This is a genomic window from Lacrimispora sp. 38-1 (assembly GCF_049890855.1).
In the GTDB taxonomy this organism is placed as follows: Bacteria; Bacillota; Clostridia; order Lachnospirales; family Lachnospiraceae; genus Lacrimispora.
In genome coordinates this window covers 97,677-105,588 of record NZ_JBANEW010000002.1, presented here as the reverse complement: position 1 = coordinate 105,588, position 7,912 = coordinate 97,677, and the positions used below count along the sequence as shown (strand labels likewise).

Genomic DNA, 7,912 nt, shown 5'->3' with positions numbered 1-7,912 from the left:
TGTCTCCTGTCGGACCCGTTGGACCCGTAGCTCCTGCCGGTGTCAAGACAGGACTAAAAAATATTTGTTAATATGTCATTTTGAATAGATTAAATTTGAAATGAATCGTTTTGTTAAGACCATGTTAACTACACAGCTTTCCGATGAAATAAAATAGGCTTCCAGTGCATTTGTAATTCCCAGTTCTTTCCATGCTAAATATTCTACTATTCACCAACTCCTTTCGTGCTAAATCAAAAAATGGAATCACAGTTAATAACAGTAGCTATGCCTGGTAATTTTAATAGCTCAAAAAATTCATTTATATCTGTATGTTTTTGGTTTGGATTCCTTAATTTGTGACGATGTGCACAAAATGAAAAAGACAAATATTCTTTTGCCCTTGAAAGTGCCACAAAAAAAGCACATCTATCTTCTTCAGGTTGATTTCTAAAGCTCCAAAAGGCACCATCTTCAAGCCCCACAAAGTAAACTGCTGTATATTCAAGCCCTTTACTTTTATGTATGGTCATAATTGGTATAGAATATAATCCTTGAAAATTCTCAATAGACAAATTCCAATCATTGCATTCTTTAAACTCTTTCCATAATAAATCTATCATTTTATTAACAGTAGACTCAAAAAAATTTCCTTGTGCATATGCTGGATATAACGCTTTAATTTTCTCAATGTCAAAAAATTGAACAATATTGTTTATTACTTCCTGAAAGTCAGTATCCGTAATATCTAAGACTAGTTTTTCAAATGTTATATTCAGAAGATTTACTAAATTAGTATGCTCTTGATAGTATGCATCAGGCCTTTCAGTTGGTTCTAAACCTTTAAGCTCTTCCATCGCATTATTAACATATTCCCATTCGGTAGGCGAACGTCGATTGATTGACACTTTCAATGTATTTAAAACGAGTATAACAATAAATTCCTTTAGCAAATCTTGATAGTCTGTTTCAATTCTTGCTTTGATATTATGTGAGGCGAGCACAGCTAAAAGATTATCTGTATAGTTTTCAGGTAATTGTTTAACTAAAATGCAAATATCTTTTAGGGAAATCCCATTAGATACTTTCTCGGTTATATCTGCAACCAAATATTTTGCTTCCAGATCTTCATTTTCTGAAATATACAGTTTTATATCACCATCATTCTTTTTCCATTTTGTTGATGTTTGTAAATCAACAAGATCTACTTGTAAAGAGGTGTACATTAATTTCTGTAAATCAACTAGACGTGGCGCAGACCTATGATTCATCAATAACGGAATCTTCATAGCGTTAAAATCCTGCTGAAAATCTTCAAAGATAGTTTTCCTCGCCCCAGCCCACACCATGATTCGTTGTTTATTATCCCCCACAGCGGTAATCTTTGAATTAGAGTTTTGAAAACATATTTTTACTAAATCATATTGCAAACTGGTTGTATCCTGAAATTCATCTAAAAATACATGAGAATACGTTGACTGTAAGCCTTTTAATATATATTGATTCGTTGAAAAAATATATATTGCCAACATACTTATCATTTTAAAAGTTAAGCACGAAGGATTATCATCAAATCCCTTAATTAGTAATCTCCATACATTACTACCGATAGAATCTCCGCTTAATGGTAAAGAGGCTGCTGAAATGACACTTTCGTAATATACTGCCAATCTACTAGGTGTTAGACCGCTGGTGTTCAAATAACCAGATTTCTTGAATGCTGCATCAATGAATTTCTTATCTCCTATGATATAATCCTTGTTAGGACAAAGTTCTTCTGGTAAAGCATTTCTAAATTGATCCAGGATTTTCTTTGCGAAAGCATCATAAGTGAGAGAAGAAAATCTGATAGCGTATTCTTTTCCAAATCTGCTTTCTATCCTCTCTTTTAAGTTTGCGGCAGCATCAGTTTTAAAACTGATAGCAAGTACCTTTTTTGGGTATACACAGGTATTTGTTTGAAATAAATATCCTGTTTTTTGTGCGAGTAATTCGGTCTTTCCAGCACCTGGACCTGCAACAACCAATACATTTTTTCCAGTTTTTACAGATGTTGTTGCGTTTTCTTCCAATGTTATTCCACCACTCGGTGTCCATTGTAAAGGCAGGATTCTTTTCTGCATATAGAACCTCCTATATTAACTCAAAAACTTTTTTGCTGTATCTATCAACCTACTAATGACACTTGGAATATTCCATAATAAATCAGAATCATCAAGTTGCGAAAGTACAGAAATATGCGTACTAGGTTTACCGCGATTTAAGAAGAAATAATTATACCAAACCATTAACCTTTTCTGTTGGTCAGAATAAGTTACTCCCTTCCCACCACATTCTTTAAGCGTATTTTTAACATCGCACGTTATTCTCTCTTGATATTCAGGCGATATTGATAGTTCAATTTCTATATCTTGAATCATTACAGTTATATTTTCATCCTCTTCATCTTTTTTTCTAATACGAGGACCTTCTTTTTTTGAAAGAATAGCTTTGTATTCTTCCTCAAAATTTTCAAGCATGAGAAAATCAATATCAAGTGGAGAGGAAAAGAAAATATTGTAATTTTCCAAAAATTTAATCCATGAATTCATATCTTCAACAAGGTTAACATCCCAAGTATTCATTTCATCCAATTCTTCATTTGTTAAAACTCCGCCTTCTACTTTTAGAAGTTCTTCTTTGTTATATCCATTCTCGATCAATTGTTTTAATACATATTTTATACGTCCCCAACCGCCTCCATCGCGTTCTCTATCCAAATCAAGCAATGTTATATGCGGTATCTTCAAATCATTAAGAAGACGCCAAAAATGATTTACATGTCTACCACCTAAAGGGACAATCGAAATACCGGAACTATCAACCCCATTACCATTTGTTTCTAAGAACTTTGGAAGCAAAATTTCTTCACTATCACCCTCGCCAAGTATAACCAATTTTGCAAAGTAAATCTCAGGGTATGCTTTTACGGCTTCCTTTACATATTTATATTGATCTGATAGCTTTTCCTTATCAGGTAAGGTTATATGGCGTATTTCTGTTGACAGTGTGTCTGGTATCAATCTAAAATATCGTAATTCTTCAGGTGATATTCTTTTAACAATTGCAGGAGAATGAGATGTTAGAAGTGTTTGGGCATTACATTTTTTAGAAATATCTCTTAACTTTCCAATAAGTTTTCCTAAAAGATGTGGTGCAATATGATTTTCCGGCTCTTCAACAGCAACAATAGTTAAAATGGGAGGCGTTTTGCTAAAGGATAGTTCTTTACCATTTTCTATTTCATCTCTTATTTTATTTTCAACATCTAACATACTGTCGACCATTGAAATATAAAATAATGATCTTAATCCATCACCCATTTCATCAATAGAATATTCTCGTTCCGTAACAGTTGGAGAAAAAAGAACTTCCGCCTTTTTAATTGCAGATTCTATATTGGTAGAATTAAATCTAAGTTGTGCATTCGAATATCTACTATCCGAATGGTATTCTTCCCATTCGTCGTGGACAGCATTTTTTAGTATAGAGACTCCACTTTCTTTTAAAAATTCATCATTTAAATCTTGAATTATTCCTTTAATACTTTCTTTGGTAGAATCTTTCCAGTTAATGCTATTCATTATTTGATACATCATACTTCCTGATGCATTTTTTAACTGCTTTGATGGATCACGAACCGCTGGTACATAAATCATTCGGATTCTATTTATATCATGCCTACTTGCAATCCTTTTATTTTCGTCTCTTATTTCTTCTGTTTCTGGACAAGTAATATAATAAACTTTACTTTCAATAGAGCCTTCAATATTACTACTTTTTTCCCAAGTTGCCTCCAAACGAATACGTAAATAGGGTACATGTCCAGGTGCATCTACAACAAAACTATCAAAAAAAGTTGGTATTGCGTATGTAGCAGGTTCTTTTTCTTTTTGGAGTTCACTAAAATAAAAGACTGCTTCTACATATAAGCTTTGTTCTTCAAGATCTTCAGGTGCCTTATCTTTAGGAAGGAAAAAATCACTCCGCTCCAAATTTCGATCACCTGAGTTTTCTGAAAAAATAGTATTTAATGCATTAAGTGCAGCAGTTTTTCCTGAACTGTTATTTCCTATCAATGCAGTTAATTCATCAAAATTTATAATTTGCTCAGATTCTCCAAATGAACGATAGTTATATAATTTAAGTTTAGCAAGCTTCATAATTTTCCTCCATCAAAGACAAAAGTTTTGTACATACGCATTTATTTCTTACATTATAATACTTTTTTACCATATTTTCCATTGATTGAAAGTGTCTTTTTCGTAATATTTACGGATAATCGTTTAAAAGCTATTTAAAAGTCTCTAATGTCATATGAAAAACTTCTTGTAACAAAATCCTATTCCTTTAGATGGAATAGAATTGTTCTGTTAGATGTAGGGTATTTCCATTGGCAGTTATATTGTTTCTCCAATAAAGAGGATTAAAAACGCCATCCTTAGGCTTGTGGACCTTTCGAACAGCGTTTGGTGTGGTTATTCAGTTATATGTTTTATTTTGTTGTTACGTGAAACCTTATAAACAAAGGCTTTTCAGCTCTGAGCATAAATCTATGTGGTCGTTGGATTTGTCGGTCCTATGAGCCCTGAATTTCCTTGTGGACCAGTGGATCCAATATTTGCGCACTCTCCTTTTTCAACATACTGAGCAAGCCTCATATACTCATCCATATTGTTCCATACAATTTCAATCGCTTCACTTCCGTAGACATAAATACTGTCGATTAGTTCATCTACCATTTCTTTTGAAAGCTCCGTAAACCCTTCATGTCGTTTGAAGCTCTCAATGATGGAACACGGCTGCCCGTTTTCCTGATAACTGCTTTGCAATGCTATTTCAAGTTCTGCGATTTGGGCATCTGTTTCCGTAATCTGCTTGCTAATATCCGCCTTTAAGCTTATATAGCTGTCCCTGTCCAAAGTACCTTCCTTGTATTTTTCATATGCCTTAATTTTGGATGCCCCCAGCTTGGAGAGTCCGGCTTGAAACTGCCTGATCTGCTCTGTCAAAGCAGTTATGTCATTCTGGCTTTGCGTTTTCACTTTGTCAAAAATCTGTTCCATATCAAGCATGACCGCTATCTGTGTATGTATCACGGATAAAACGGTCTGTATCAGGCTGCTTTCGGAAATTCTGTCCCTCGGGCAGTTGCTGTCAGCTACATACTGATGGCTTTCACAATAATAATATGCCCTCGCCGGAGTGCTGTTGCTTCTTCTCATAGCGTGCCGACAAACCCCGCATTTGACTTTGCCCAGCAGAGGCCTGACCTCGATGTGTCTTCTAATCCTTTGAGGAGCGGAAAAAAGATTCTGAACCGATGTAAATAGTTCTTCCGGAATAATCGCTTCATGGGTATTCGGGACGATAATCCACTGATCTTTCGGAACCCGTTTGCCATGCTTACTCCCAACACTAGGGGTACGGTTTTTCCCGTTTACCATTTTCCCCGTGTAGCGTTCATCGCGGATAATGGTCAGGACGGTCGTATTATGCCAGTAGTTCCGATCCCCGGCCACGTTGTATTTGCGGTCACAGCCCATAAGACGCTTATAGGCATACGGAGTCGGGATATTCTCCAAATTTAAGGCGGCTGCAATCTGGACTGCGTTTTTTCCCTCGTCCGCCATGGAAAAGATACGCCGGACTATGGCGGCGGCTGTTTCGTCAATCACCAGCTTTTTGCGGTTTTCCGATGATTTCGCATAACCGTAAGGGGCATGACTGCCGATAAACTCACCTTTTTCCATGCGGTTTTTTTTTGCACTTCGCACCTTCTGCGATAGGTCTTTGCTATACAAGGCATAGATCAGATTGCGGAAACCAATATCAAGTCCGCCAGTCGTGCCGTCAAAATCGTTGCTGTCAAAGCGGTCGTTTACCGAGATAAAACGAACCCCCAAAAAGGGAAATATCTGTTCCAGATAATCTCCAATATCAATATAGTTCCTGCCGAAACGGGAAAGGTCTTTCACAAGGATACAGCATATGTTTCCCGCACGCACTTCTTCCAGCAGGGCTTTCACACCCGGGCGGTCAAAATTTGTACCGCTGTAACCGTCGTCGCAAAACTCGACTGCTTCATATTGTGAGAGTTCAGGAGAGTTTTCTACAAAATTTATAAGAAGCTCCCGCTGGTTCGTAATGCTGTTGCTTTCACCTTCGTTTTGGTCCTCTTGGGATAAACGGATATATCGGGCAAGGAGATTTTTGCTCATACTATACCCTCCTCGGCCTCTGCCTCGATATATCGAAACAGGCTTTCAAATTCATCCCTGTACCGAAAGCAGACGGATACGGTTTTATCGCTGAATACTTCCACCCGTTCTATCAATTCGGCAGCCATTTCTCTCGTTATAGTTTTGTTCTTTCGCCATTTCTTCAAAGCTGTGAGCCATGGATTCTGAGGGGTCAGCATGGTGTCCTGCCTGTACTTTTGCAGGGACAGTTCATCAAAGCGGCTCCGCAAAACATCTGCATCTTCCTCATACTTGGATTTTGTAAAGAGATATTCTGCTTCGTCAAGGAGCTTTGCCCGATAGTCCTCATATAAAGAACTTCTGAGCATGGACAGTCTGGACAGCTTTTTTTCCGTTTCGGTGATCTCGGCGTCAAGGGCATTTTGGCGCTGGCTGAAGCTTTTCCTCGCATTCAGTTTCGATACCAACCGTTCTGTGTCCACGGCAAGGTCAATCTGCTTACGGATAACCGTATAGAGAACGTCTAACAGCTCCGGTTCATCCATCCGCTTTTTGGTACAATCGTGTTTGGAAATATCCTCATAGGTAGCACAGGTGAAGTAATAGAATGCCTTACCGTCTGCTTTGGGCATCTTGCGGCGTTTCATACTCCGCTTGCAGTCGCCGCAGAAAACCAGCCCTTGCAGAACGCCTGACTCTTGCGGTATCCTTATATTCTCTACAATGGATTCCCGTTCCCGTTTCATTTGCCGCACTGCCAGAAAGGTTTCTTCATCAACCAGCGGTTCATGAGTATGCTTGATTTCCACCCACTGCTCCTGCGGCATATTCACACAGCCGCCAATGCCCCATAGGTCGGATTTGGTTTTGCCCTGAACCATGTGTCCAAGGTAAACCGGATTGACCAAAATCCTGCGGACGGCGCTCTTATACCAATACCGCATGTCGGCATATCGCTCACTTTTTAAAATACCCTTTGTATAGCGATACCGGCTTGGGGAGGGAATACCCAATTCGTTCAGCCTCTGCGCAATGCGCATATCTCCCATGCCGTCCCTTGCCCACTTAAAAATATTTCGGACAACGGGTGCGGTTTCCTCATCAATCACCAGCTTGCCGCCCTCTGCTTTCAAGTAGCCGTAGGCCGCAATACACCCGGTAAATTCTCCTCTGCTTCTCATGACCGCAAGCCCTGATTTTATCTTCTGCGATATATCTCTGGCATACACATCATGAATCAGGTTTTTCAGCGGGACAACATAGCCTTCATCCTTATTGTTAGGGTTCAGGCTGTCATAACCGTCGTTCACGGAGATAAAGCGCACATGAAAAAACGGCAGTATTTTTTCAAGATAAGTTCCGGTTTCAATGTAGTTTCTGCCGAAACGGGAAAGGTCTTTGACTACAATGCAGTTGATTTTCCCTTGTTTAACAGCTTCCATCATCTCCTGAAAGCCGGGGCGCTCAAAGTTCGTCCCCGTCTGATTGATGTCCTTATAAATAGATATGAGCTTTAAGCAGGGTCTTTCCCCGATATAGCGTTCCAGCATGGCAATCTGATTGCCGATGGAATCGCTTTCCTTTTTCCGGTCATCTTCAAAAGACAGCCGCCCATAGATACAGGTGTTCCATGATGGCTCTAAAACGGTCAGGACGGGAGCTTCTATCGCTTTTCTGCTGGTTCTCGCCAT

The 7,912-nt window shown here is 38.6% G+C and carries 4 protein-coding genes; all 4 read right to left on the bottom strand.

Annotated features, from left to right (window positions below):
• Positions 1-233: 233 nt before the first annotated feature.
• Entirely contained in the window at positions 234-2,102 is a 1,869-nt protein-coding gene (locus tag V7D18_RS00880; protein ID WP_426150524.1) for a UvrD-helicase domain-containing protein, read from the bottom strand.
• A gap of 15 nt (positions 2,103-2,117) precedes the next feature.
• Positions 2,118-4,181, bottom strand: coding sequence for an AAA family ATPase (locus V7D18_RS00875; protein ID WP_426150523.1), 2,064 nt, complete (start codon positions 4,179-4,181; stop codon positions 2,118-2,120).
• Between the two features lie 390 nt (positions 4,182-4,571).
• Positions 4,572-6,239, bottom strand: a complete 1,668-nt coding sequence (locus V7D18_RS00870; protein ID WP_426150521.1) for a recombinase family protein — start codon at positions 6,237-6,239, stop codon at positions 4,572-4,574.
• Complete coding sequence (locus V7D18_RS00865) at positions 6,236-7,912, bottom strand: recombinase family protein (RefSeq protein ID WP_426150519.1); 1,677 nt, start codon at positions 7,910-7,912, stop codon at positions 6,236-6,238. The genes V7D18_RS00870 and V7D18_RS00865 overlap by 4 nt, the downstream gene beginning before the upstream one ends.